Raw genomic sequence first — 22,956 nt, forward strand, 5'->3', positions numbered from 1 at the left:
GATTGATCCCGACGTCCTCTTGTCTGGACACAATGTGCTACAGCGTCCTTTTGTACGTCTGCAACCATCTACATGCGATATAGGCACATTAGATATCATTCAGCACGGATATCTAATGTGCCTGACGCTACTAGATAGCGCAACTCTCGTCGGTGCACTGTCCCGCGTCGTCGGAGGGCGTGCTCGCAAGCTGGATCAGGGGATGTGACTTGGTCCAGATCTCATCCATGGTGCTCTTGAAGAGCTCGGCGGGCTGAGCGCCGGAGATGCCGTAGGTCTCGTCGATGGCGAAGAAGGGCACTCCCTGGATGCCAAAGTCTTCGGCTCGTTGCACGTCGGCGCGCACCTCATCGGCGTAGGCATCGCTCTCAAGCGTAGCGCGAGCCTCATCGGTGTCCAGACCGATCTCGGTGGCTAGCCGTAGCAGTTCCTCTTTCTCGCCGATCGCGACGCCTTCGGTAAAGTAAGCTTTGAAGAGTCGCTCCTCCATGGCGTCCTGCTTGCCGTGGGCGGTGGCCAGATGAACCAGGCGATGCGCGTCAAAGCTATTGTCGTACTGCGCCTGGTCCATGTGATAATCGAGTCCCTCCTGGGCGGCCAGCTTGCTGACGTGATCGTTCATGGCAATCGCTTTCTCACGGCTGGTGCGCATCTTCTTCGCCAGGACCTCGTTTACGTTTTGTCCCGAGGCTCGGGGAGCGCTTGGATCGAGCTGATAGCTACGCCAGATTATCTCAACTTGATCTCGATGCTTGAATTGCTTGAGGGCCGTTTCAAAGCGGCGCTTGCCGATGTAGCACCAGGGGCAGGCGACGTCGGACCAGATTTCTACTTGCATGGTTGTTTTCCTGTAATGTTATCTTTGCTTGTTTATGCTTCTGCGATAATGGTCACTTCACTATTGACCTTTGCTACAAGGTCTTTCTTTGCTTTACTCAAAAGCTTGCCTGATAAACTGGCAGGCTTAGTCAGCGAATTCGAGTTCGACCTCGTCGACATAGCACCAGCCCCAATCCTCGCCGCGCTCAAACGATGCCATGATCGGATGCTGGGTGGCGTGAAAATGCTTGGTGGCATGCGTGTTGGGAGAGTCATCGCAGCAGCCGACATGTCCGCACGAGAGGCAAATGCGCAGATGAACCCATGAGCTGCCAGTTTTCAAACACTCCTCGCAGCCATTAGCGCTTGGAGTCACGTCTTTAATTTGATCTAAATGTGTACATTGTGTTGCTGCCATCTATCATCTTCTCCTCTTGGCTGCTACTCGCAACGGATAGTCTGAACGTAAATTGGCATTATTTCTACCAATTTACTATATCATATCGGGAGCGTGAGATGCTTCCTTGCTGAAACAATGACAGGGCGATTTAAAGTTCCTCCAGCGACTTATTGCAAGCGGAGGAAAAGTAAAAAGCTCTGGACTTACAGCACAAATGTTGTTTTGATTGAAGAATTGTTATATAGTTATCTGAGGTCTTTGACCTTTTTTCGGATTGACATGTTAATGACGGTGTTCAATAGATTTACGAATTAAAGGGTATATTCATGAAAGTTGGTATCAGTATCCCGGCAGCGCTGACTGACCCGGATACTATTCTCGATTGGGCTCAGCGTGTTGACAAAGGTCCATATTCTACACTGAGCGTGCTTGATCGCGTTGTCTATTCCAATCCCGATCCGCTCTTAACCTTAACCATGGCTGCTGCCGTTTCACGTCGTGTTCGTCTCATGACCGAGGTCTTGCTCTCTCCCCTTCGTAATGGAACCCTCCTTGCGAAAGAAGCTGCGACTCTGGATGCGTTCTCTCGTGGACGCCTCACGTTGGGATTAGGTGTGGGGATGAGAGAAGACGATTTTATCGCCGCTGGAGCGACGAACTATAAAAGACGTGGGAAGTATTTTGAAGAGCAGATTACTGAGATGAAACATGTCTGGTCAGGAAAGTCCTGGGACGAAAATATCGGCCCTGTCGGCCCTGCTCCTGTACAGAATGGTGGACCTGAAATCATTCTTGGTGGTGTTGTTCCGGCTGTATTCAAGCGTGTTGCCCGCCTTGCTGACGGTCTTGTCACGCCTCTGAATGATCTTGAGGTGGTGGCCGGGATGTTTCAACAAGTCGAACAAGCGTGGCAGGAGGCAAGCAGGCCTGGCAAGCCGCGCCTGATTGCTCAGATAGACATTGGACTGGAAACTCCACACAATGACGTCGCAATTGATAGTGTGCTGTCATACTACAAAACAGCAGCTCCATTTGATACCTATAAAGCATCAACGTTGATCAGGACCGAGCAGCAGCTCCGTGAGATCCTGAAGGGCGCCGAACAACTTGGTACGGACGAAGTGGTCTTGTTCACCTGGAGCACAGATATCGATCAGATTGAGCGTATCGCAGACATCATCGGCTAGCTCTTCCCTGAATCCGTGTCAGACACCGTACTACTCTGTCAAAAGTCATCGCGCCGATGCGGCATTGGTGATGTGTGTCCAAAACAGCTCCAGAAGGCGATGGGGTGTGAGGCTCACCGACGTAGCGGCGCGGCTCCGCCGTGCTGTCTGTGACTCGTACGACCACGCTCTCCATGGGGTTCCATTGCGTGATCTTCCCACCGTGGATCGTCTCGTCTGCGTTGCTTTCAGATGCACATGGGACGTGTTCGTGCGGGAAGTGACAGCACGGCGGAGCCGCGCCGCTACGTCGGCGAGCCTGAGCGCCTGGTTCAAGGGGCCATCCTCCTTTGCCACGCAACGTCCTTCTGTGTTTTGACAGAGCAGTAGCGTCGCACGCTTGCGTGCGATGTCCCAGTGACTCGTACGATCAGGTCCCCCTGCATGGTGCGCCGAGATCCTGTTGGCTCGTACGAGTCACTGGGACATTGCACGCAAGCGTGCAACGCTACATGGTCTTCGCTTCGCTTGACCTCCTCACGCTTATGTCCGGGAATGTGCCTGAGCGTTATCATGCAGTTTTTTGTAGTAGGCGAAACACTTGCCCCCATCTGTGTAGCCGATCGCCTCGTAGAACGGAATGGCCTCCGGCTCCGAGATCAGGGTGATGATGGTCTGTGGATAGAGCAAGTAGCATACTTCGAGCAGCAGGCGACCGATCCCTTGCTTTCGTGTGTGGGGACTGACAAGCAGGTCCGTAATGTGGAGTATCGTGATACTATCGGTGATGCCACGCACATAACCAACTATCTGGTCATCATTGGTCGCAACGAGGGCGGGCCAGGCGTTGTGCCATGATGCCAGGACCTCTTCCGGCGTATGATTCGTTGGCCAGCCGTGCTCGTCTGAGAGACGCTGGATGGCTGGCATATCCTCATCGGTCCAGGCTCGTATCTGGATATGTGGTGGCAATGGTAAGGTCGCGAGTACGGTCTCAAGCTGCGCTTGTCGGTCAGTCATAAAGGGTCCTTTCGCATTTGGATGTATCAATATTGTACGACATCGTCGCTCCGTTCGTTGAACAACCAGCAGGTGGAGTGGCTCTGGACATTCATGTCCTCTCCTTGAGAGGTGGATCAGATGTGGATCGCGACGGCGAGCAGGAAGGCGATCGAGAGGAGCGAGTGGATGGTGTAGATGACCTGCGGCATGCGTTGCTTGCGGACATTTCTGACATACCAGATCCACAGGCCGAGTAGGACAGAAAGGGCCAGGATGCCGATGGCTATGAAGCCTGTGATGATTTCGTAGCCGAGCTCCTGAGACAGATGTGGCAGAAAGACGATCATGTGCGCGACTGCGCCCGCCACGACGAGCCAGCCGAAGAAGATATGCTGCTTGCGTACAAAGAGCAACAGTGCGCGTGATTGTTGGGACAGAAATGACCCGCGCCATCTTTTAACGAAGAGATACCAGTGTCGCACGATCCACTGCCCGGCGGCGTAGATGGAGATGAGGAAGGATAATCCTCCCAGATCGTTGCCGAAGCCGAAGTCGCGTGACGTGAGTGTCGCTGTGATCCAGGAGTAGCCAAGTGCCAGACTGGCCACGATCAGCACGAAGCCGATTATCCACACGACCCAATCGACCGAAATATGGAGCAAGCGTAGGAGCGCGTAGCCTCCGATAAAGACAATGCTGTCCAGGAGTATCAGGATACAGCTCTGGATAATGCGATCGGTAAGTATTGGCACTGATAGCATAAAAGGCCTCATCTCCTTCTCTGTACATACGCTCTTAGGATACAACCTGGTAGGCGTTTCAGGTCAAGCGCAGATGACGGAAGTACTCATATTTTTCAATGACGTAGTTATTTTTGAGTAGAGCAATGGGGCGAAAAAATACGTAATTATAAGTATTGTCTTTTCCCAATCTTCTCAGTATTATGAGTAAATAGTTTGATACGTATGTTGTTTGAATGGCTTTAGCATCGGGTGGATGTGAGGGGATGGTGGTGGCTAGAATGATGCATCAACTTTTTCCTTCCTCATCAGGCATCCCCCTTCCTTTTTCTGCCAGATCAGATCGCTCCAGACATGCCATGTTTCTGCTTGCGACGACGCTTCTGCCGCCCGCTTCGATGGCTCAATTGCGCTCGTTGGATCGACTCATCGACCGCTATGACATCAGCAAGCACTGCGCGATCTGTGATGATGCAGACCTCTTCGACACACGGACATGGTCAGCTGACAGAGATGTCCGTAGATAGCTTCAACGCTCCTCAGAGCAGATATGATAGGAGGTCAGCCAATGAGTGCATGCCTTACTGCCGAACACGTCACAGACATCCTGGGTCCGGAGTCTCCACTGGAGCAGGCCTGGGGCAATTACTTCGGATGGGAGCTTCTTTCCGATGGGATGATGATCCTCCCCTTTGCGATTGAAAAATACTATCCCGATACCCAGGCGACCGATTGGGAGCTGGCGATACTCCGTGCCGTCGTGTACAGTAGCCCCCTGAAGAACGGTCCCGTCGCTTGCTTCGATCCCAACCTGCTGCTGGGACGCTTCAAATTGAGTATGCGTCAGATCCGCCGCAAGCTCAAGGCGATGGCCGAGAAGGGACTGATCATCATCACGCCCTGTTACGACGAGCGCGGAAAAAAGACGAAACTCAAATCGTTCGACTGCAATCCCTTCCTCGACAAAATTTTTGCGTGCATCTGTGCGCACGAAGAGTGGAAGCGGCAGCATCCCGAGTGCGTAGCCAATCAGGGTCATGAGAAAGAAGGCTTTGATGATCTGGATATGCTGGCGTATCTTGATCCCCCAGAGACATTCATGTCCTCATCCGATGAGACGCTTGTGGGGACATCGATGTCCTCGCCTGATGAGATGCGCTCGGGGATATCGGTGTCCTCATCCGATGAGCAGTACTCAGGGACATTGATGTCCTCATCTGATGAGCAGTACTCGGGGACATCGATGTCCTCATCTGATGAGCAGTACTCGGAGATATCAATGTCCTCGCCTGATAAAAAACACCTGGGGACATCGATGTCCTCGGTCGCGGAAATGATCTCAGGGACATCGATGTCCTCGTCCGCAAAAAAACACCTGGGGACATTCGTGTCCGCATCCTCCGTCTTCTCTTCTGATCAGATGCACGCGCCCGCGCATGCGCTCGCGCACACACCCGCGCACGTTTCGAATTCGAGTAATATTATAAATAATATTACGTTACTTTCTTCGAGTTCGAATTCGAACTCGAAGAAGACAAATACAAATATAAAAAATTTAGATACGTCGAACTCGAATTCGAAACAGACTCCAATGCAATTTTTTCATGGAGTGAATGATCATGCCTGTATGGCTGCTACCGCTTTGGATCTGTCTCATATGGATGAGGATATGCCTATCTCTGACGAGGACGACACTTCCATACCAGCAAGCAATCGAGAGAAAGCAGCGAACAGGCAGAAAAGAAAAGCAGACATACAAGCAGCTAGCATTCACAGGCAATGGGGCGAAGCAAGCGAGCAAGAAAAAGAAGCAAGCGAGCAAGCCAGAAACGCACAACAGCAGGGACAGGTACAAAAACAGAGACCGCCACAGGAGCAGCCACATGCGTTGGAGCAGGCAGATAGTGAACCGGCGGCCAGAGCATTGACGCTGGTGAAAACTGAGCGGGTTGAGCCAGTCGAGATGGATGAGTCCGATCTTCTGGATGATCCCGTTGATCCGGTTGAGGCTGTCCCGGTGGTGGCCGTCAATGACCCAGAACTACCGGTCATCCTCCAGAAGAGATCCAGAGCGGCACTGCATCATATCTCCAACGACCTGCATGACGCTCAGCCCAACTCATCGCGCACGCGTGCCCGCACGCTCTACAACCGGCTGCTGAACATCAATCAGGTTAATGACGAGTACACCATGAACGATCCCGACCTATACTTCTCCGATCTGATGTTCACCGTGCGCGATCATATTCGCCACAAAAACTTCCGCAGTCGCGATAGCTATGGACAGCCCAATGGGATGCCACTCTTCTTCCATGAGCTCCAGAAGCGCGTCGACGATCAGATCTCGACCATCGCGGATATGCGCCAGGATGGCAATTATCAGCGCATGTACCACGAGCGGCGCTCTGACGCCGCTCAGCAGCAACGCGAGCAGAAGGATGAGAGCGTCGATGCCTTCGTCGCAGCGTACAACTACGAGCAGCACGTCCGCCGCGAGGTCGCGGAACGACCATTGACCGCTGCCGAGCTGGTCGCACTGGCTCCGCGTCTGCACGTCCCGCTGCCCGACGAGGAGGCGCAGGCCCTGCTCGATGGCACCGCCGACGAGCGACTGCGCGACAGTGTCACGATTGCCATTCGCCAGGGGCTCTACTACGAGCTCCTCGACGCCTACAAAAAGTAGCGGGGGCGCTAAGCGCGTACAATCCTACATGATGCGCACGTTTTTGCGACGCTGGCTTTTGATCAGGGTCTCCACAAAGAAGCGGACCAGGCGCTCCATGAACGTGGCCACGAGTGCCAGCAGAGAGGCGCCGAAGCCATAAAGAAAGATCGCTAAAATGACGCGCAGCGTCGAGTATGGACCAGTCTGGTAGACGAAATGATTGATGAAGCGGTAGCACGCCAGCATCAGAATAGCGCCCAACAAGAAGCGTACGTTGACCTTTACGAAGCCATCGGAGCGTTTGCTGTTATACAGCTGTCCTACGAGCAGGGGCGTGAGGAGAAAGCTAACCAGAGGCAGCAGGTTCAGCACCGAGTGAAAATAGACCAGGTCTAACACGGCGTAGATGGCAAAAGAGATCGCTACAGCGATGAATCCTCGTCGCGTTCCCAGTACCGGGCCTGCGAGCAGGACTTCTAACGGCATGGTCAGATTTAGCCAGATGAGGTAGCTGAAAGGCATGGCTGTTTTCTGATTGGAGTTGATGAATGCTTGCATGGCGGTGAATGAGTCGGAGGAAAAGATTGAGCTGAACGATGAGAGCATGATCAGGACATAGAGTCCAATCAGTAAGAAGCTGGGAATGAAGAGGCCAGTATAAGATGTTGATGTCTGGTTCGTCTGATCGATTTTTTGAGTCAATGGCGAGAGCAAGGGCGTCAAGGTCAGTTGTGCCAGTGGCTCTGAGTATGGATCAGACTGCGTCGATGGATACATGCGTTGAGTTGGCGGGACGAATGAGCTTGGCGTTACCTGATTGGCATAGGGTGGCGTCTGCATCATCTGCGTTGCCTGTACCGTCTGGACCGGTGCCAATATTCCCTGCAGCGGCGCTGGCTGGGCTGGATTGGACTGGTTGAGGTAGTCCGTCGGAGTGTTTGTGTACATGGTGGCAGTCGATCCATGAGCCGCCTGCTCTAATGCCTGGGCGAAATCGCTTATCTGCGCGAAGCGTTGCGATGGATCTTTTGCCAGTGCCTTGAAAATAACCTGCTCGACTGCTGGTGAAATCGAGATCAATGTATGGAGTAATGGGGGCTGGACTGTCATCTGCTTGACCGCGATCTCAGGAAACGTGCCATCAAATGGTCGTTGTCCACACAGACCTTCGTAGACCATAATGGCCAGCGAATACTGATCGCTGGCGGGCCTGGCGTGGGCCTGGATCTGTTCCGGTGCCATATAAGCGACCGTACCAGCCATGTCTTGCTCGGCCTGATGATGGGAGCTCTGGGAGATGACGGCGATACCAAAATCGCTGACCAGGACCTCGTTCTGGCGTCCGATGAGCATGTTTGCTGGCTTGATGTCTCGATGGACGATTTTGTGCTGGTGTGCATACTGCAATGCGGACGCAATCTGCTTCGTGTGGATCACAATGCTGTTCAGCGGCACGATCTTACCTCTGGCATACCACTGGCGCAGCGATCCGTGGGGAGCATGATCCATGACGAGAAAGGGGACTGTATTCTCTACTCCGAACTCAAGCACGCGGACAATATTTGGATGCGTCAATTGAGCGATGATACGAGCCTCTTTGCGAAAACCCTCGCTGGCTTTCTCATCTCCTAACTGGGTATGCAGGACTTTAATCGCTGCCTGTGTGCCCAAATGCACATGCTCTCCCACATACACCTCTGCGAAGCCACCAGCTCCCACCAACTGCGTCAGGCGATAATTTCCGAGCTGCTGACCTACGCGTGACGTCATATCATTCTCCTTCTGATCCTTCAATCAAATTGCTAATAAAGCCTCTTACTATATACAACGTACTATTCTTTCCTGCATATCAAATTGAGGCGAAGGTTCTACTTGCTGAAGAAAATCGGTCCTTCCAGCGAGGGATACGGGCAGGTTCTCCTCGAAATGAAGATATTTTATTTATAGATTTGCTACTGTGTACCCAAGTATTCAGAGAATTAATCTACTCCAGAGACTTCATAAAGTATAGAATTTCTATATGTCAATGTGTTATAATAGGCGCTCTACTAAATAAATTCCAAAAAGGGGGGATTAATGCGTTCTTTTATACGGATACTGTTTCCGCTTATGATTGTGTCGCTTCTGGCTTTAGAGCTGTCCGGCTGTGGGAGCTCTCCGGCAGCGCAAGATAAGACCGCGCCACTTACGACGCTTAAAGTGGGACAAATCAGTAACTCTATCGCATATTTTCCATTTTATGTGGCAGACAAACAGGGATTTTTTAAGGCACAAAAGCTGGATATCAGTTCTTCACGTCCATTGCTGGGGACGGGTGCGAAGTTGGTGGCGGCGATCAGATCGGGCAGCCTTGACATTGGGGGCGGAGTGATCACCGAGGTTTTTAATGTCTCAAAAGTGGATACGACCACAAAGGTGATTGGATCTCTAGTTAATAGCTATTATGTCGATATAATTGCCAGCAAAAAGTTTGAACAGGAGACGAAGCTTACAGCGAGCAGTTCGCTGGCAGATCGTGTGAAAGCGCTACGCGGCAAGAAAATCGGGATCACTGGTCCTGGCAGTGGAACGGCGGCTCTTGTCACCTATTTATTTAAGACGCAGGGACTCAATGCCGACAAAGACGCTGTCCTGGTCAATCTTGGCTCGGATAGCACAGCGGTCCTGAGCGCACTGAGTACCGGCCGTGTCGATGCGCTCTCCTTCTTCTCACCGATTGGACAGATCGCCGAAGCTAAAAATATTGGCTCTATTTTGATCAGCCCCAATCGTGGAGATATCCCATCGATGAATGGTGAGCTCCAGGGAGTATTTTATACCAGCCAGAGTGCGATCCAAAACAAGTCGGCGGCGGTTCAAGCTTTTATTCGAGCCATCGCGCAAGCTGAGACCTACATCCTTGATCATCCCACGCAAGCCTTGACACTTTTGGCCAGCTATCTTAAGATGGACCAGAAGGTGGCTCAGACTACTCTGGCGACGCTTCAACCGATCCTGGCGCGGACCCCACAAGTTGATCAGCAGGCATACGATAAAGCCGTCCAATTTCATCGGCAAGCTGGCCTGATCAAAACATCGCCAGATTATAATGTCATAATCGCGAGCAGTACGATCGCGAGCGCCCTGAACGTCAAATCGTCCTGACGTTCAAAACAGCATAGACAGGAAAAAAGAAAGATGCAAACGAATTCGACATCCAAGCAACTCCTCGGCTCCACATCGCGTTGGACTGCCGGTGCCCGCGCTAGCGAGAGCTTACGCCCGGATCGCCTCTTCAACGATCCCTGGGCCGCAGCACTCGCTACTGAGGTTGGCATCACATGGGTTGATAAGAGCGCCGAAGACGCAGGATCATCAATTATTGTGCGCACCCGTTTCTTAGATGATGTGCTTCAACATGCCACCTCTCGCGAGAACGTGCGACAGGTGGTACTCATCGCCGCCGGACTCGACACACGTGCCTTTCGACTCAAATGGCCCGCTCACACCCATCTCTTTGAGCTTGATCAGGCCGCCGTTCTCGAATACAAGGACAGTGTGCTGGCTCAGGAAGGGGCCACAGCCACCTGTGAGCGGCAGACCGTCCCGGTGGATCTGACTCAGCCCTGGAAAGAACCACTCCTGAAAGCGGGCTTTGATCCCCAGCAGCCATCGGCCTGGCTCATCGAAGGTATTCTATTTTATCTGCCCAACGACACCATTGCTCACCTTCTCGATGAAGTCAACAGCCTCACCGCGCCCGGCAGCTGGCTTGGCTTTGACATCATCAACAACGCCTTCCTCACCTCACCCTGGACCAGGCAGCGAGCAGATCGCCTCGCCAGCTATGGTACTCCCTGGATCGGCACAATGGATGATCCTGCCGCTTATTTGCACGAACTCGGCTGGCAGGCCACTGTCTCGAACGCGGTTGAGCAAGCGGAAAAATATGACCGCCCACGCTATCCCGTCTTTCCTGCCACTCCCATCCCCGACAAGCCCTACCAGTGGCTTGTCTCCGCTCAGAAGGTAGATGCCATCTAAGTATTGATAAGCATTGCTCCAAGGGAAAGGGCTCTCAGAGAAGTCATCCGACTTCCTGAGAGCCCTCCTGTTGTAACGAGATGTAATTAATGCTGGCTCAAAGCAGGCGTGTTTGATGTTGTCGTGGGTGGCCATGGTTGTTAAAATCAAACATTCAATGTATTCTTGAAGAGGATAAGAAAACGCGCTGAAAAGAAAGAAGCCAAAATGTCAGTAGACAAAATAAAAGAGGTCAAGGGAAAAAGCTCTTCGGGGGGATTCGATGTTTTAAGAAGCTTCTTCCGAATAAAACGGGGTGAAGCATCTTCTGAAGGCTCTTCTGATATCTTTGCTCATAACCGTACCAATGCTTCAATAGGAGATAAGCAACGTTGGGATATCATTAGCCGACTTCATAAGACGAAAAAATATGATGAACTGCCACAGTACACACGAGCCTTCCAGTCACCCGCGGGGGCGCGTTTTGAAACCGACGCAGGTAATGACATCGCGCTTCGGTCGACACCGAATCGAGCTTTCCGTTCCCAGGAGCCAACCAGTAGTAAAGAGATACAGAAAGGAGAAAGGGAATACTTAAAGACGCGAGGGATGGGGAAGGTGCTTGATAAGATTGAGTTGGTGGGGGAACCAGGAACTGGGTATAATTGTCATGGTTTTACTTTTCTCGGAGGTGCAGGATGGGTCACAAGTCCGAAGGAAGTTCAAAAGATTCTCAGTGATAATGGCTATCAGCAAACATCAAAGCCTCTGGTAGGAGATGTCATTATCTATCGCAATACTGATGGCGAGATTCAACATAGTGGGATTGTTACGAAAGTAGAACAATCTCAAGGTGACACATTCAAAGTAACAGAGGTTATGAGTAAGTGGAATGACCACGGCCTCTATCGTCATGCTCCAGATCATGTTCCTTCAGAGTACGGAACAGGACAAATCTATCACAGCGAGCGTGAAGGTGCTCTCTTAAATCTCAAGTACCCAGAGCAGGAGACAAGTATGGTCTAGAATTTATTATGAACGTAGAAGGAAGGTATCGTGCGAGTACTGGCTTGCCGACGATAGCCAACGCCGTAACGTCGGCTATCGTCGCATACTTACTCAAGTGAAAGAGTATTTCTCCCTGACTTTTACAATATGTAAGCAAGCGTACAGAACTACTTGACGACTGTGTCGACCACTTCGCGTTGGAGGTATTCGACGGTCTGTCCGCTGAGCGTGACGGTCTGGCTGGCGCGGATGTCGGCCGAGGATGCTCCGATGCTGAAGGTGAAGTCGCCGGGCTCGGTGACGTAGCGCATCTGCGGATTGTAGAAGGCGAGTCGCGATGGATGGACGCTAAAGGTGACACGCTGTGACTCTCCCGCCGCGAGCGAGATGCGGGCGAATCCGAGCAGGATATGCTCTGGTCGGGCGACGGAGGCGACCATGTCGCGTACGTAGAGCTGGACAACTTCTGCGCCGTCGCGCTCGCCGCTATTGCGCACGTCGACGGAGATCTCGATCGGATCGACGCTGCTGTGAACGTCGATCGACAGGTCACTATAGGCGAAGGTGGTATAGCTCAAGCCGTGTCCAAAAGGGAAGAGTGGAGTTGTTGGCGAATCGGTATAATCGTCGAAGAACATGGCGCGATCGCCACCGGCGCGAGATCCGATGGAATTGGGGATCTGTCCCACGGAGCGGGGCATGCTGACTGTTAGGTGTCCGCTCGGACTGACTTTTCCGGTGAGAATATCGGCCAATCCGTTGCCGCCCTCTTCTCCTGGAGGATAGACCTGGAGCAGGGCGTTGGCGCTGGCTGCGGCGCTGGCCAGCGTGTGGATGCGTCCGCTGAGGACAACGACGACCACGGGTGTGCCTTTGCCGACAAGGGTGTCGATGAGCTCTTGCTGGACTCCAGTGAGATCCAGATTGGTGGCGTCGTTTCCTTCTCCTACTGTGACCGGTCGCAGGAGTCCGCTCTTGCCGGCCACCACGACGATGGCGACGTCGGCGTTCTTGACGAGCTGGCTGGCTTCCGCGAAGCCCGATTGATCATCCCCGAAGACATCACAGCCTTTGGCGTAGCTGATCTCGACCTCTGAGCCCAGGGCCTCACGCAATCCGGCCAGTGGAGTGACATGCGGTGTGTAGTATGGACCTGGTCGATAGCGTCCATTGGCCTGCGGGACGGCGAGTCCAGCGATATCCACATCCTGCTTGACTGCATAGATCAATTCTAGATGGGCCGGGTAATGATAGTCCCCCTGGAGCAACCTCTGATCGTCGGCTCCTGGTCCGATGACGGCGACGCGCTTGACTGTGGGAGCCAGCGGCAGGACGCCGTCGTTGCTGAGCAAGATGACGGATTCTGCGACCGCTTGACGAGCCAGGGCACGCTGCTCAGCTGTCTGAAAGACCTCGGCAGCGTTCTCGGCGTCAACGTAGGGATGCTCAAAGAGTCCAAGATCGAACTTGAGGCGCAGGACACGACGTACAGAGGTGTCGACGATCTCCTGCGAGAGGCGTCCAGACTCAACTTCGTCCTGGAGCGTTCCATAGCAGTCGAGCGTGGGAAGCTCCATATCGAGTCCAGCAGTGAGCGCCAGTCGTGCTGCCTCGCCCTTGTTGGCGGCCACGTGATGATAGTCCATCAGCATAGGAACCGACGAGTAATCGGCGACTACGGTACCTTTGAAGCCAAGTTCGTCGCGCAGGAGCTCGGTCAGGATGGCTGGACTGCCGGCGCACGGGATGCCGTCGACGGAGGCGTACGAGTTCATGATGGTGGCTAATCCGGCGTTGCGGATCACGGCCGCGAATGGCTCGGCATAGACCTCGCGCAGCTCGCGTGGTCCAAGCTGGACCGGCCCCCAGTTGCGTCCGCCCTCAGACATCGCGTAACCCAGAAAATGCTTGCCGGTAGCGGCGATGCCCTCCTCCAGACTGGAGCCCTGAAGTCCCTGGACGTAGGCGCTCCCAATGATGCCGTTGTAGATAGGATCTTCTCCATAGGTCTCTTCAACACGTCCCCAGCGAGGATCACGGGCCACATCGAGCACAGGAGCCAGAGCATGTCGTGCACCGACTGCCAGCATCTGTCGTCGAATCACGTCGGCGACCTGCTTGACCAGGGCCGGGTCCCAGCTGGCGGCCAATCCCAGACCCTGTGGGAAGACGGTCGCGTCGCGATGGCAGAAGCCTCCAGTCGACTCTTCGTGCACGATGATCGGGATGCCTAAGCGCGTCTGTTCAACCGCAATCTTTTGCAGATCATTCATATAGGCCGCGCTCTCCTGAGGATGCAGTCCCGTCGAGGCACCGATACGCGTTACCTGACCAATCCCGTGCGGCATCATCTCCGCGACAGCCTTGGCATCGAAGGTACCCGTGCTGACGAATGCGGTACTCCAGAGACAGCCCAGTTGTGCTAGCTTCTCCTCCAGAGTCATCAGGGAGAGCAGATCCTCGACCCGCTCATCAACGGGCGCGTGCGCATCCCGATAGGACGTTGTAGACATTATTGCTGCTCCTTATAAGAATTAACACCGCAAATGTAGCACAGGGGTTTTACGCCCCTGTGAGCTCCCATAGCGTCAAAGACGCTCCATTGATCTATTGCCAGGGAGGCGCTGGGAGCCGAACATGGGACATGAGTGGTATGGGTACCTCACAGGGGCGTAAAACCCCTGTGCTACATTTGGGTTAATTATAAGCAAAAGATGTAAAATGATGTGCCCATGAAATGTATCAATGAACACATCATATGATCAACAGAATCGTTGTACGTTATTTGCTAAAGCCGGCGACCAATCCACCGAGGAGCTGGCGTCTGCCGAAGATGTAGAGCAGGATGATTGGGGTGGCCGAGAGAAAGACCGCCGCCATGATCGCTGGTACATTGGTGCTGAACTGTCCCTGGAAGTTTGCCAGAGAGAGTGGTAGCACGGCTACGCTGTCACTCTGTGTCAGGACGAGTGGGAAGAGGAAGCTGTTCCATACCTGGATTGTTTCGTAGATGATCACGGTAATGATGGCTGGTCGCGACAACGGCACGACGAGGCTCATCAGGATGCGAAAATGTCCGGCTCCATCGAGGAGCATCGATTCGTGCAGCTCGTTGGGGATGTCTCGGACATAGGTGACCAGGACGAGAATCGAGAGCGGAATGCCAAAGGCGATCGATGGCAAGATCAGCGCAAACAGGCTATCATAGAGGCCCAGACGGATCACGATCGCGTAAATGGGAATAATGGTGGCCTGTAAGGGGATCGCCAATCCCAGCAGGAACAAGTTGAAGATGCCTTGCGTCAAGCCGTTGCGCACCTGCGAGATCGCATAGGCGGCGAGCAATGAAACGACCAGGATCAGCAAGACACTGATGACTGTGACGAAGACAGTATTGGCAAAGTAGGTAGCAAAGCCGGTCTCGATCACATTCACGTAATTTTCGAGTGTCGGTTGGGACGGGAATGACCAGGGTGCATCGGAATACATGTCTGCCAGCGGGCGAAAGCTGGTGAAGAGCATGTAAATGATGGGATACATCGAAAAAATGAGCCAGAGCAGACCCAGAAACGCCGGCACGATCTCCCAGAGAGAAGTTGGACGAAATGATGTTTTCCGCGCTTTGGGCTTTTCGGTCACAACTTGTGATGGGAGATTGGTTTGTAAAACAGGTTGGTTTTCTTGTTGTAACGACATAGTTATAGTCCCTCTAACTGGCTTGACATCTTGCTGAAACCGGTGAAGCGTAGCAGCAGGAACGAGAGCAGAATACCAAAGATGGCCAGCACGACAGCGATCATGCTACCATAGCCAACCTGCTGGTTTTTGAAAGCTGTGATGTACATTTGTAGTGGGAGGACACGCGTGGCATAGCCCGGGCCTCCTTGTGTGGTCACCCAGAAGAGGTCAAAGTAGGTCAGTGAGCCTGTGAAGATCAGGGTAGTCGAGGTTATAATCGTGTATTTCAGCTGTGGCAAGGTGATGCCAAAGAAATTTTGGATGCGTCCACCACCATCGATGTTTGCCGCTTCATAGAGCTCTTTGGGAATCTGACGCGCACCGCCAAGATAGAGCAGCGCATGGAAGGGGATAAATTCCCAGCAAATGATGACCAGCACGACGTAAAATGCCAGATGTGGATCTCCCAACCAGCCCAGTGCCAGCCCTGAGAGGCCAATCGATTTCAGGAGAATATCGACCAGGCCAAAGTTTGGATCTAAAAGTGATTGCCAGGTGATACCGATGGCAACAGCCGAGAAGAGTAAGGGGAGAAAGAATAGCACGCTCAAAACGGCGCGATACTTTTGGGCGCCAGCCATAAAGACACCCAGCATGATACTTAAAGGCGTCTGAACGATCCAACTCAAAAGCATCACTTCAATGGTGAGCAAGAGGGATTGACCGGTCACCGCATCGGATAACAGGCCGACCCAGTTCTGTAATCCGATCCATTTGGCGTCGGTGAGACCATTCCAATCGGTAAAGCTCAGGTACAGGGCGATAAATAGAGGAATGATCGCAAAGGCGACATAGAATAGTAATGCTGGCACAGTCCAAAGTATCACGAACAAGTTTGACTGCTTCGCAGCTTGTGTTGTTTTTATCGATGCGCTCATAGCGCTCTCCTATCTGGGGAATTCTACTATTACAGCTGCGTTCCGCTCTATGAGGCATGTCCTCCTCTTCTGTTACTAAAGAGGAGGACTGTATCCTGGTTAAATCGAAATCGAAGCTGACAGATCTCAACGCTGAGCCCCGAACTTGGACTTGAACCAGCGGTAAAGGAAACCAGAGTTCAACACAGCTTATCTGAGATCAGACTAGGCCAGTGTTTTATTCATGTTATCCGAGAACTGCTTGGGAGTAATCTGGTTCAAGAAGATCTGGTCCAGATTGGTCAAGACGGCCTGCGCTGGCGTTGGAGCCAGAGCCTGGTCCCATGACAACTGGAAGCTTTTCGCATTGAGTGCCAGATTGTAGTTATAGAGCAACCACTCGCTGTTCTGCGCCTTCGATAGCTGAGATTCGAGATTTTTTACCGGCGGGACGTCACCAACGCCGATATAGCCAGTCACCTGGGCGTCACTCAAGACAGCCTTTTTCAGGTACTCAACAGCATTCTTGGGCGATTTGGCCGTAGACGAGATGGAGTTGAAGTTACAAGGGTTGCCGTAGACGTCGGAAGGATCGCCTGTGCCACCATCAACGGTTGGGAAGGGGAACCAGCCAAGATCGTTGGTAATGAAATCAGGCTTGTTGGTCTGGATGGTTGAGAAGTTCCAGTTACCCTGTAACATCATGCCGGCTTTTCCGGTATAGAGCAGAGCCGCATCCTGGTTGGTATCAGCCGTGGTCGAGGTATAGGATGTGCCGAAGGCGCCCATCTTGACAAGATCCTGGATCGTCGTGTTTGCCTTGATGAAAGCATCCTGCGACCATGAATTCTTCTCACCATTAAAGACCGATGTGAAGACCTGTGAGCCTCCCTGGCGGTCGACGAGATACTCGGCAACCATCAGGTATGGCCATTTGCTGGCACCAGCCAGAGCAATTGGGATGACCTTATTGGCTTTCAACGCATCAATGGCTTTGATGAAATCATTCCATGTCTTGGGCACGGTAATATTGAGCTGCTTGAACAGGGTCTTATTATAGAAGAATGAGACCGTTTGCATACCAGAGGTTGGAACACCATAGATCTTGCCATCGAAGGTAGCTCCAGAGAGAATGGCAGGGAAGAATTTGTCCTTCCAGGCGGTATCTGCATTGAGATCGGCTGTCATGTCATAGACATCGCCGGCATCAATGTAGGATTTGAGACCACCGCCGCCCCAACCAAAGAAGACATCGGGTGGATTCTTTGCGCCCATGGCAACTTGTAATTTTTGCTTGTAAGGATCGTTCTCGTAGTAGTTGACGACTACTTTAATCGCTGTCTGACTCTTATTAAATGAGTCGGCAGCGGTCTGGACGACTTTCTTCTCATTGCCGGTACGGATATCCCAGACTGTCACAGTTGATGTGCTTCCACCATTTGATGTGGTAGAAGTTCCACCAACGCCGAAACAACCAGCCAATGATGTTGCCATCGCGGCAGCACCGGTTACTTCTAAAAATCTACGACGTGATAGCTTAGATTGCATCTCTTCGCCTCTTCTGGCATCTCTGCCTACCAGGCCACTCAACCGAGCCTGATCTAGTTCATCGTATAATTGATGATGATATCAAAATAATCAAACGCGCCCAACATACATCCATGCTTGCGGGAGAAAACGTGGCGTCACCTCAATCATTGAAGTTTGCCGATGTTTACATTGATGCTCATACAATCTTAGCTCTAAAGCGTTGATTGTAGCAAGACCAACAATCACCCCTCTCTCCTCATGCGATGTAAGGGAGCGCACGAGTCCCGAACGACAAGGTTCGTGGTTAACTCGACGCGCATACTATCGAGAGGTTCTTCCGAAATATGGCGTAACAACATCCTTGTTGCCATGCGACCCATTTCAGTTAACGGTTGGCGCACAGTTGTCAGTGCGGGAGTCACCAGCGATGCGATTGCCACATCGTCGAAGCCGACCACACTCATATCGGCTGGAACCGAGAGCCCACGCGTATGGAGAGCACTATAGACTCCCATTGCCTGAGCATCGCTTCCTGCGAATATCGCGGTTGGTGGATTGTCAAAATCCAACAATTCGCACGTCTGTTCGTAGCCAGAGGTCTGACTAAACGCGCCAGGCCGGATTAACATAGGATCGATAGGAATACCCGCCTCTTCCAACGCGGCTTTATAGCCAGCAATACGATCACGACTACACTGATGCGATGACGGACCAGTAATCATAGCCACTCGGCAATGCCCGAGTGAAATCAGATACTCGGTCGCTGTACGTCCACCGAACCAGTTGGTCGCCCCCACCGAAGGGACATCGGCCGCCAGCTCACCACGATGATCCACGACCACAAACGGAATCTTATTGGCACGCAGGATCTCCAGATGTTGCGTTTGCCCCAGTGCCAGCACCAGGATCGCCCCATCAGTCGCTCCACCAAGCACCTTGGCTAGCCAACGCTGCTCTAATTGGAGTGACTCACCTGTCACAGAAAGAGCCAGGCGGAGATCAGTCCGTTCCAGCACCTCCTCGACCCCTCGCACAATTTCAACCGAATATAGATTGGTAAGATCGGGTACAATCATATCAACGATGCCGCTACTCACCTTCCGTAAGGCAGATCGCTCTCGGCTTCGCGTAAACCCACTCTCCTCAATTATCTGCTCCACACGTCGGCGCGTGTCCGGAGCAACATCGGGACGATGATGCAGAACACGTGAGACTGTTGGAACAGACACCCCAGCCTTCGCAGCAATATCAGCGATAGTGCTACGCTTCGTTGAAGATTGATCCATTGTTGAAATTGACCAGCCTCTTTTATCGGAATATGTCATAAGTATTCCCGAAAAAGCTGCGTTTGTCAAGGGATAAAGCATCAAACAATCGCGCATCTTCAGCTAATCTGTGCAAAATAGTCATAAAATACGCCTTAATGTGCGGAATATTCGTCCTGCATGTGCTGGAATACCGGAATTGTACCGGTACAAATCTGAAAAATAATATCGGTAAATGGTAGAGGGATAAGTGAAGTTACTTGGACGAGTGACATTCTTCCAAATAATCAGTATACACAGGCATAATACTTTCCGCTTTTCATCTACTTAATGGGTATAGGTATATCATGGGCACTAATCCATTTTTGACAAAAAGGAGTTAAATACTTTGCCAAAAGATGTACAGAAAACACAGCAGACATATTACCAGCCTCGAAAACGTATGCATCTCCTCAACTATGACTATCAAACAGCAGGAGCCTATGCCATAACTATATGTGCATATGAGCGCCAGGATAACCTTTTTTGCATACCGGCCGTCGAAGATATCCTTCAGGAGGAATGGAAACATCTCCCTAACCATTTTGCAGGTATCACACCAGATCTTATTGTGATCATGCCAGACCATTTGCATTGTATTATCTGGCATCATGGACGAAGAGAAAACACCAAAAGTATTATAGGCATTATTGGTGGTTATAAATCAATCTGTACTAATGTGTGGCGAGACTATGTTCGAGCGACACATACTGACTACCAGGGACACTTTTGGCAACGGAATTTTTATGATCATATCGTTCGAAACGAAAAAGATTTGGAGAATCAAAGAAAGTATATGTTAAACAATCCTGCCATGGCTGTGCTTAAGCGAGGAAAGCAGAGTATGAAAGACGCATGTGAATATAATTCGTGCGGGCACATTCCCTTTCCACCACAGCCCACGTAGCGGCGTCGGCTTGGCCACGCCGACCACGTCCCGTATGATAATGCAGGCCCTTGCTCAATGTGGTCAGGTGCCGTGGCGAGCTGTTTCGTACGAGTTACTGGTCGGCGTGGCCAAGCCGACCACGTCCGTATGATCACGTGGTCAGGTGCCGTGGCGAGCTGTTTCGTACGAGTTACTGGTCGGCGTGGCCAAGCCGACCACGTCCGTATGATCACGTGGTCAGGTGCCGTGGCGAGCTGTTTCGTACGAGTTACTGGTCGGTGTGGCCAAAGCCGACCACGTCCGTATGATCACGTGGTCAGGTGCCGTGGCGAGCTGTTTCGTACGAGTTACTGGTCGGCGTGGCCAAGCCGACGCCGCTACGTGGGTATCTTCAGAGGTGACGATTTTGCACTGCCAGGGACGTTTATATTATGATGGAGATCAATTAAATATATTTGATTATAAAGCGAAAGAGACTTTCATGCAGCTATCGTCGATGTATTTTGATCGTGCAAGTTTTGAGCGTAATATTGCCAGCCAGCGGGCAAGAGGCGAGCAGCGGATCTTGACCGAGGGGATTGTCATTGATGAGCGTTTAAGCGGGATTGAGAACGGTATTAAAGAGGATGATCGCTACGGGATTAGCTTGATTGCGCGGTTGCCACCGAGTGTGATCGCTGCTGTGGCGGCGATCCAGGATCATCTGAAACGCTATGATCCGACGCAATACTACTATCCGGTCGCCGACCTGCATCTGACCTTTGTCGAGATGCTGACCGGACGCACTGCTATGGAGGTCTCAGTGGCGATGTCGCGCTTGCTGCCTCGTGCCGAACAGATCATGACCGGTATGCCACTTGCTGTCGTCGACGCGCCTCAACTGGTCTTTGATCAGCAAGCCTGCGCCCTCAACTTCCTCCCTCTGGATGAGACATTGCAGCGGGCACGTCAATTGATCATCACGCGACTGCGCGAAGCAGATATTCCGGTCGCTCCGCGTTATCAGCCGAAGTCGGCGCACATTACCTTGCTCAGATATCACGCGCCCTTGCAGACAACCCGTGAACAATGGCTGCACGCGCTAAAAAGTGCTCCTCTGCCTGATCAGCTTAGCTGGCAGGTTGATACTATCTCGGTGATCTGGCAACGTACCTGGTACGCGATGCATGAGACTATTCAAGAGCGCCTGCTAAGTCCAGCCAGAGCGCGATGATGCTCCAGCTGGACTCGGTATGCCATTTAAGGAACTAATTCGACTGGCTTTGCTGATAGTGTTTCAAGGCTGTTTGCAAGAAGGCTGATTCCTCGTCGCTGTAGCTATAGGCTGCCTGCGGTCGCTCCTCGACCGGAAGCTCATTGTGGCCTTGCCACCATTTTTTCAGACCCGCCTCCACATTGGCATCGCCACGCGTAAACTGTCCAATCAACGTGCTGTGCTGCCGCGCCAGCGCCTGACCCTCCGGACCACGTGGATCTTTTTTCTCCGCCACCAGACGTCTCAGGTCCGCGAAGACCGCATCCCACTGCTGACTGACGCGTTGCTGATCCTCCTCGGTCCAACTTTGTCGCCATTCTGCCAGCTTCTGAGCCGCCTCAGGATTGTATGACTTGCTGGATAGCTCTGCCATCTTCTGTTGTTGCTCGGGGGTCAGATACGTGTTGACCCATCCCTTATCTTGTTCCATATGCATGACCTGGATCACCTTGATAATCGACTCCCAGGAGCCTTGATCCCGCTGCAACACCGTCTCAGCCTGCTCAATTGCCTCGATGACGCGATCCAATTGAAGACGCTTCTCGCGCATCATCAACTTCTGCGTAGTCAGCGCCTCATATAAGCGCTCAGGATCATTTTGCAGGCAGATCTTGATCTCTTCGAGAGAGAAGCCAAGAAACTTCAGCGCCAGAATCTGCTGTAAGCTCCACAGATCCTCGTCTGAGTACAGCCGGTGTCCCGCCTGCGTATACTCCGAAGGGACCAGCAGACCAACTTTGTCGTAGAAGCGCAAGGTCCGCGTCGTAACCGCAGCCTTCTGCGCAAATTGACTGGTCGTGTAATGTCGATGTTTGTATTGACGATCCAAGGTCTTCCTCCTTTCCTTCGGAGTATAAAGTATGACGTAACGTCATATGCAAGCCTTTTGCGACGCAGTTTTGAGGCCAGATTATTCTCAGGAGAGCAATTTTTCGATTTGCTTACAATGCTCCTCTTCGTGAATCGCCAGATTTTGAACGATATCGAACAAGCTCTGCATCCCCTTTGTTTCGTGGAGTCCTTTGCGCTGCCAGTCTTCGAGGAAGAGATGGCGCAGAGCGGTGACGACTTCGATGCGTCGCAGGGTGAAGAGGGTGAGCGATTGATGGATGTCTCGGTTGACATAATGAGCGATCTCGGCCCAGCGTCGTTCGTCGAGCTCGACGAGGAGGGCGTTGCTGCGTGTCATCAGGGTATAGATGCGGGACGTCATGATATCATCGACGGCGCGCATATGGGCAAAGACCTCGATGACCGACCACTCATCGGGACCGGGACGGCCTCCCAATTGCTTTGGAGACTTATTATCCAGTGCGCGTACCAGGCGCTCAGGGACGCTGGCCATATGTTGTACCAGTACCACAATATCCTCTTGTATATTATTGGGCATAGAAAAAGTATCCTTTCCATACGGGGAGGCCGCCTGGAGCGACTCACCATCTGCACTATTTGTCGCTGTGAGTATAGCAGATGGAGGGCCGCCGGGGATAGCTTTGATGGGCAGTGTTGCCAGAAACTTGCAGATTGTCTCTCTTATAAGTGTTCAATTGTCCATTGTCTCCTGACAAGCCATCGCGTATA

At 52.3% G+C, this 22,956-nt stretch carries 22 protein-coding genes; 9 read left to right on the plus strand and 13 right to left on the minus strand.

The window, feature by feature from the left end; translation table 11 throughout:
- Positions 1-130: 130 nt before the first annotated feature.
- Positions 131-838, minus strand: a complete 708-nt coding sequence (locus tag AC27N8_RS34000) for a DsbA family oxidoreductase (protein ID WP_487073933.1) — start codon at positions 836-838, stop codon at positions 131-133.
- A gap of 126 nt (positions 839-964) precedes the next feature.
- Positions 965-1,237, minus strand: coding sequence for a ubiquitin carboxyl-terminal hydrolase 14 (locus AC27N8_RS34005; RefSeq protein ID WP_487073935.1), 273 nt, complete (start codon positions 1,235-1,237; stop codon positions 965-967).
- A gap of 308 nt (positions 1,238-1,545) precedes the next feature.
- Here AC27N8_RS34005 and AC27N8_RS34010 point away from each other — a divergent pair, with 308 nt between their 5' ends.
- Positions 1,546-2,406 (plus strand): LLM class flavin-dependent oxidoreductase, encoded by an 861-nt coding sequence (locus tag AC27N8_RS34010; RefSeq protein ID WP_487073937.1) that lies wholly within the window; start codon positions 1,546-1,548, stop codon positions 2,404-2,406.
- A gap of 45 nt (positions 2,407-2,451) precedes the next feature.
- Here the strand turns inward: AC27N8_RS34010 and AC27N8_RS34015 are convergent, their stop codons facing one another.
- The 3 genes from AC27N8_RS34015 to AC27N8_RS34025 form a co-directional block, all read right to left on the minus strand.
- Positions 2,452-2,742, minus strand: coding sequence for a hypothetical protein (locus AC27N8_RS34015; RefSeq protein WP_487073939.1), 291 nt, complete (start codon positions 2,740-2,742; stop codon positions 2,452-2,454).
- A 186-nt stretch (positions 2,743-2,928) separates the two neighbouring features.
- Positions 2,929-3,405: a GNAT family N-acetyltransferase gene (locus tag AC27N8_RS34020; protein WP_487073941.1), complete on the minus strand. Its 477-nt coding sequence runs from the start codon at positions 3,403-3,405 to the stop codon at positions 2,929-2,931.
- Positions 3,406-3,521: 116 nt separating this feature from the next.
- Positions 3,522-4,148 carry a hypothetical protein gene (locus AC27N8_RS34025; RefSeq protein WP_487073943.1) on the minus strand — a complete coding sequence of 209 codons (627 nt, stop codon included), beginning with the start codon at positions 4,146-4,148 and terminating at the stop codon, positions 3,522-3,524.
- A 251-nt stretch (positions 4,149-4,399) separates the two neighbouring features.
- Here AC27N8_RS34025 and AC27N8_RS34030 point away from each other — a divergent pair, with 251 nt between their 5' ends.
- Together AC27N8_RS34030 and AC27N8_RS34035 are read left to right on the plus strand one after the other, a co-directional pair.
- Entirely contained in the window at positions 4,400-4,654 is a 255-nt protein-coding gene (locus AC27N8_RS34030) for a hypothetical protein (RefSeq protein WP_487073945.1), read from the plus strand.
- Between the two features lie 41 nt (positions 4,655-4,695).
- Entirely contained in the window at positions 4,696-6,810 is a 2,115-nt protein-coding gene (locus AC27N8_RS34035; RefSeq protein ID WP_487073947.1) for a hypothetical protein, read from the plus strand.
- A gap of 24 nt (positions 6,811-6,834) precedes the next feature.
- Here the strand turns inward: AC27N8_RS34035 and AC27N8_RS34040 are convergent, their stop codons facing one another.
- A complete protein-coding gene (locus AC27N8_RS34040) occupies positions 6,835-8,562 on the minus strand; it encodes a serine/threonine protein kinase (protein WP_487073949.1) in 1,728 nt (575 codons plus the stop codon).
- 306 nt (positions 8,563-8,868) lie between these two features.
- On the opposite strand from AC27N8_RS34040, the gene AC27N8_RS34045 reads away from it, so the two are divergent.
- The 3 genes from AC27N8_RS34045 to AC27N8_RS34055 all read left to right on the plus strand — a co-directional run bounded on the left by AC27N8_RS34045 (position 8,869) and on the right by AC27N8_RS34055 (position 11,820).
- Positions 8,869-9,936, plus strand: a complete 1,068-nt coding sequence (locus AC27N8_RS34045) for an ABC transporter substrate-binding protein (RefSeq protein ID WP_487073951.1) — start codon at positions 8,869-8,871, stop codon at positions 9,934-9,936.
- A gap of 33 nt (positions 9,937-9,969) precedes the next feature.
- Entirely contained in the window at positions 9,970-10,815 is an 846-nt protein-coding gene (locus AC27N8_RS34050; RefSeq protein WP_487073953.1) for an SAM-dependent methyltransferase, read from the plus strand.
- Positions 10,816-11,022: 207 nt separating this feature from the next.
- A complete protein-coding gene (locus AC27N8_RS34055) occupies positions 11,023-11,820 on the plus strand; it encodes a hypothetical protein (protein WP_487073955.1) in 798 nt (265 codons plus the stop codon).
- Positions 11,821-11,969: 149 nt separating this feature from the next.
- Here AC27N8_RS34055 and AC27N8_RS34060 read toward each other — a convergent pair whose 3' ends face one another.
- The 5 genes from AC27N8_RS34060 to AC27N8_RS34080 all read right to left on the minus strand — a co-directional run bounded on the left by AC27N8_RS34060 (position 11,970) and on the right by AC27N8_RS34080 (position 19,252).
- On the minus strand, positions 11,970-14,315 hold the full coding sequence (locus tag AC27N8_RS34060) for a glycoside hydrolase family 3 N-terminal domain-containing protein (RefSeq protein ID WP_487073957.1): 2,346 nt from the start codon (positions 14,313-14,315) through the stop codon (positions 11,970-11,972).
- Between the two features lie 268 nt (positions 14,316-14,583).
- A complete protein-coding gene (locus tag AC27N8_RS34065; RefSeq protein WP_487073959.1) occupies positions 14,584-15,498 on the minus strand; it encodes a carbohydrate ABC transporter permease in 915 nt (304 codons plus the stop codon).
- A gap of 2 nt (positions 15,499-15,500) precedes the next feature.
- Entirely contained in the window at positions 15,501-16,418 is a 918-nt protein-coding gene (locus AC27N8_RS34070) for a carbohydrate ABC transporter permease (protein ID WP_487073961.1), read from the minus strand.
- A gap of 204 nt (positions 16,419-16,622) precedes the next feature.
- The gene (locus tag AC27N8_RS34075) at positions 16,623-17,945 is read right to left on the minus strand and encodes an ABC transporter substrate-binding protein (protein ID WP_487073963.1); all 1,323 of its coding nucleotides are present in this window, start codon (positions 17,943-17,945) and stop codon (positions 16,623-16,625) included.
- A 224-nt stretch (positions 17,946-18,169) separates the two neighbouring features.
- Positions 18,170-19,252, minus strand: a complete 1,083-nt coding sequence (locus tag AC27N8_RS34080) for a LacI family DNA-binding transcriptional regulator (RefSeq protein WP_487073965.1) — start codon at positions 19,250-19,252, stop codon at positions 18,170-18,172.
- A gap of 556 nt (positions 19,253-19,808) precedes the next feature.
- On the opposite strand from AC27N8_RS34080, the gene AC27N8_RS34085 reads away from it, so the two are divergent.
- The 3 genes from AC27N8_RS34085 to AC27N8_RS34095 all read left to right on the plus strand — a co-directional run bounded on the left by AC27N8_RS34085 (position 19,809) and on the right by AC27N8_RS34095 (position 21,333).
- On the plus strand, positions 19,809-20,138 hold the full coding sequence (locus tag AC27N8_RS34085) for a transposase (protein WP_487074810.1): 330 nt from the start codon (positions 19,809-19,811) through the stop codon (positions 20,136-20,138).
- Positions 20,089-20,271 carry a hypothetical protein gene (locus AC27N8_RS34090; protein ID WP_487074843.1) on the plus strand — a complete coding sequence of 61 codons (183 nt, stop codon included), beginning with the start codon at positions 20,089-20,091 and terminating at the stop codon, positions 20,269-20,271. The genes AC27N8_RS34085 and AC27N8_RS34090 overlap by 50 nt, the downstream gene beginning before the upstream one ends.
- Positions 20,272-20,601: 330 nt before the next feature.
- Positions 20,602-21,333, plus strand: coding sequence for a hypothetical protein (locus AC27N8_RS34095; protein ID WP_487073967.1), 732 nt, complete (start codon positions 20,602-20,604; stop codon positions 21,331-21,333).
- Between the two features lie 34 nt (positions 21,334-21,367).
- Here AC27N8_RS34095 and AC27N8_RS34100 read toward each other — a convergent pair whose 3' ends face one another.
- Positions 21,368-22,204 (minus strand): MerR family transcriptional regulator, encoded by an 837-nt coding sequence (locus tag AC27N8_RS34100; RefSeq protein WP_487073969.1) that lies wholly within the window; start codon positions 22,202-22,204, stop codon positions 21,368-21,370.
- 87 nt (positions 22,205-22,291) lie between these two features.
- Positions 22,292-22,765, minus strand: coding sequence for a DinB family protein (locus AC27N8_RS34105; protein WP_487073971.1), 474 nt, complete (start codon positions 22,763-22,765; stop codon positions 22,292-22,294).
- Positions 22,766-22,956: the final 191 nt, after the last annotated feature.

Source organism: Dictyobacter sp. Z7_2 (genome assembly GCF_057551105.1).